Origin of the sequence: Methylobacterium aquaticum (genome assembly GCF_001043915.1) — a bacterium.
Classification (GTDB): Bacteria; Pseudomonadota; Alphaproteobacteria; order Rhizobiales; family Beijerinckiaceae; genus Methylobacterium; species Methylobacterium aquaticum.
The window spans coordinates 1-2,942 of sequence record NZ_LABX01000355.1 but is presented as its reverse complement, the minus strand read 5'-3'; the positions used below and the strand labels follow the sequence as shown (position 1 = coordinate 2,942).

The window sequence follows — 2,942 nt, the reverse complement described above, 5'->3', positions numbered from 1 at the left end:
CCGCCGGCGCTTCCGCCCGCGATGCCGCTGGCCTCGGCATCCTTGGCGGATTGGCGGGCGATGGCCTCGGTCTGGCCGGCATTCTCGGCGTTCTGCTTCACGTTGGCGGCCATCTCCTCCATCGAGGCGGAGGCTTCCTCGGTGGAGGCGGCCTGCTCGGTCGAGCCCTGCGACAGCTGCTCGGCCGAGGCCGACAGCTCCTGCGACCCCGCCGAGACGTTCGCCGCGGCGGCGGAGGCATCCGCCACCACGGCGCGGAGCCGGGCGAGCATCGTCTGCAAGGCGAGGCCCATCCGGTCCTTCTCGGAAAGGGGCTTGGCCTCCACGGTCAGGTCGCCGCCGGCGATCGCGTCGGCAAGGCCGGCGGTGGCGTTCAGGTTGACGGTCATGCGGTTCATGGCGGTGACGAGGTCGCCGATCTCGTCGCGGGAGGTCACCGTGACCGTCTGGCTGAGATCGCCCGTCGCTACGGCATCGGCGAGCGATACCGCCCGGCTCAGGCCGCGGGAAATCGTGACGGCGAGCCAGGTGGCGATGGCGAGGCCGAGCAGGAGCGCGCCGGCCAGCACGGCGAGGAGGATCGTCTGGCCCTCGCTGGAATCGGCCTTGGCCCGCGCCACCGCATCGGTCATGCGTTTGCCCTGGAACTCCACCAAGGCGTTGAACGCATTGATCGCGGTGGTGCTCATGACGGCGTAGTCGCCCGAGGCGAGGGAGGCCGCCCGGATGGTGCTGCCGGTCTCGACGATCGCCAGCGCCTTCTGGAACGAGGCGAGCCAGGCATTGTACTTCTGCCGGATCGTCTCGACCGGGAGCCCGTGGGCGGCGCCCACGCGCATCAGGTCCTCCATCGCGCGCGAGACCTCCTCGTGCATCTGCTTGGCGGCGGTCACGCGCTGCTCCAGCGACTCGACGGTGACGGCGCCGGTTGCCGATTGCATCTGTCCCCAGGCCCGTTCCAGGCGCACCTGCAGGCTCGCCGCGGCGCGGACGAGTTCGGCGTCGCCCGCCTGGCCCTTGGCGAGCGCGTCCAGTTCGGCACGCAGGGCGATCATGGCGGGACGCCCGGTCGTGTTGATCTCCGTCCACGTCCGGGCCGTCGAGTTGAGCCGCGTCAACTCGATGACCTTAGCGCCAAGCGCGCGCTGCTTGTCGTACTTGTCGGAGAGATCGTCGAAGAGCCGCTTGCCCTCCTCGGAGCTGATGTAGGTCTTCGCCTTCGCCATCGCGGCGAGCGCGTCGGCCCGGTTGTCCGCCGCGCGCTTGCTGAAATCGGCCATCTGGGCGTCGTCCGCGCTGATGACGGCGGCGCGTGTGTTGGAGATGCCCCGGATGGCGTTGGCCTTCGCGTCGAGCACGTGCGCCTGCACCTCGGCGCGGCTGACGACGAACTTCATCGCCTCGTCGGCCGCCGTCAGCCCCTGGTAGCCGACGCCGCCGGCCACGCCGGCCAGGACGAGAACCGACGCGAACCCGCCGGCGAGTTTCGCCTTGATCGTGACACGCATGACAATATTCCCGTTTCAGTTCAGGATCCGCTCGACGTCGGGCAGGATGACGAACTCGTCCCCGCACTTGACGATCGACTTGATGTATTCTGGCCGCCACGATGTGCCGACCTTCGGAACCTGCTGTGCCGTGTCGGTGTGGACCTCGGCCACCTCGAAGACCTTGTCGGCGACGAGGGCGACGATGACGGGATCGCCCGCGATCCCGACCTCGATCACCACGAAGCGGGTATCGGGCGTCGCCGCTTCCGGCTTCATGCCGAAGCGCTCGCGGATGTCGGCGAGCGGCACGACGTTGCCACGCACGTTCACGATCCGGTCGAGATAGGGCCGTGCCCCCGCCACCCGGGTCGTCGGGATCGGGTCGATGATCTCGCGCACCATGCCGGCATCGAGCGCGAAAGTTTCCGATCCGATGCGCACCTTGACCACTTGCAGGGTCGCCATCGGCTGCTGGGTTTCCGCTGTGCCGGCCATCATGCCACCTCCTGGTATTCCCGCGGCATTTCCACGTGCCCGCCGGTGACGAGACGCCCGACATCGATGATGAGGGCGGCGGTGCCGTCGCCGAGGATCGTCGCCCCCGAGAAGGTCGCGACATCGGCATGCAGCTTCGACAGCGACTTGATCACCGTCTGATGGTTGCCGATGATCTGGTCGGCCAGGAGCCCGATCCGGGTCTCGCCGACCGACACGATGATGACCTTCTGGTACGGGTCGGGCTCGCCCTCCGCGCCGAACAGCGTCCGCAGCCGCAGGAACGGCACGAGGGCACCGCGGATGTTCAGGAAGTCCCGGCCGCGGCTCGTCCGGTCGCCCGCCGGCAGCTCGACGCATTCCTCGACCGCCGAGAGCGGCACCACGTAGCGTCCCTCGCCGACGCGGATCAGCAGGCCCTCGATGATCGCCAGCGTCAGCGGCAGCCTCAACACGACCGTGGTGCCGGCGCCTGGCTCGGTCGTGATGTCGATCGTGCCCCGCAGCCCCTCGACGGTCTTCTTGACGACGTCCATGCCGACGCCGCGTCCCGACAGGGCCGAGATCGTCGCGGCGGTCGAGAAGCCGGGGGCGAACAGGAACTGGTAGATCTGCTGGTCGCTCAAGATGGCGCCTGGCGCGACGAGCCCCTTCTCCTCGGCCTTCGCCCGGATGCGGGCGGCGTCGAGCCCGGCACCGTCGTCGCGCACGCTCACCCGCACCTGGGCCCCGGCATGCTCGGCCGAGAGCGTGATGCGGCCGGTGGCGTTCTTGTGCGCTCCTGCCCGCCGGGCCGGGTCCTCGATGCCGTGGTCGATGGCGTTGCGGATCAGGTGGACCAGCGGATCGGCCAGGCGCTCGATCACCGTCTTGTCGAGTTCGGTCTCCTCGCCCTCGGTGACGAAGTCGACCGGCTTGCCGAGATCCCGCGACAGGTCGTGGACGAGGCGCCGGAAG

3 protein-coding genes are annotated in these 2,942 nt (G+C 69.3%); all 3 read right to left on the bottom strand.

The features are described from left to right. A partial coding sequence (locus tag VP06_RS31825; protein ID WP_048467830.1) for a HAMP domain-containing methyl-accepting chemotaxis protein occupies nucleotides 1–1,508 on the bottom strand: 1,508 nt, incomplete at its 3' end. Nucleotides 1,509–1,523: 15 nt separating this feature from the next. Beyond that, nucleotides 1,524–1,988: a chemotaxis protein CheW gene (locus VP06_RS31820; RefSeq protein WP_082167743.1), complete on the bottom strand. Its 465-nt coding sequence runs from the start codon at nucleotides 1,986–1,988 to the stop codon at nucleotides 1,524–1,526. Further along, on the bottom strand, nucleotides 1,985–2,942 hold a 958-nt coding region (locus VP06_RS31815), incomplete at its 5' end, for a chemotaxis protein CheA (RefSeq protein WP_048467828.1). The genes VP06_RS31815 and VP06_RS31820, both read right to left, overlap by 4 nt.

What these genes read in the sequence shown, in the direction of transcription:
- VP06_RS31820 (WP_082167743.1), bottom strand. Translation starts at nt 1,988, where the DNA reads ATGATGGCCGGCACAGCGGAAACCCAGCAGCCGATGGCGACCCTGCAA.